The sequence below is a fragment of the Mesorhizobium sp. M4A.F.Ca.ET.090.04.2.1 genome, from assembly GCF_003999085.1.
Lineage (GTDB): Bacteria > Pseudomonadota > Alphaproteobacteria > Rhizobiales > Rhizobiaceae > Mesorhizobium.
The window spans coordinates 1-224 of sequence record NZ_RZOT01001051.1 but is presented as its reverse complement, the minus strand read 5'-3'; the positions used below and the strand labels follow the sequence as shown (position 1 = coordinate 224).

The 224-nt window shown below is 64.3% G+C and carries 1 protein-coding gene; it reads left to right on the top strand.

The window, feature by feature from the left end:
* Positions 1-224: VCBS domain-containing protein (locus EN781_RS33980; protein WP_145965852.1), on the top strand; the 224-nt coding region annotated here is incomplete at both ends.

Genomic DNA, 224 nt, shown 5'->3' with positions numbered 1-224 from the left:
GTCGACAACGCCGACAACGTCTTCCAGGCCGACAGCGGCAGCACCAGCTACGGCAGCTTCACCATCGATGCCGCCGGCAACTGGACCTACACGCTCGACGACACCAATCCGACGGTCGACGCCCTCAATGACGGCGATCCGCTCAGCGACTCCTTCACCGTCCATTCCGAGGACGGCACCAGCCAGCTGATCACCATCTCCATCACCGGCACCAACGACGCCGC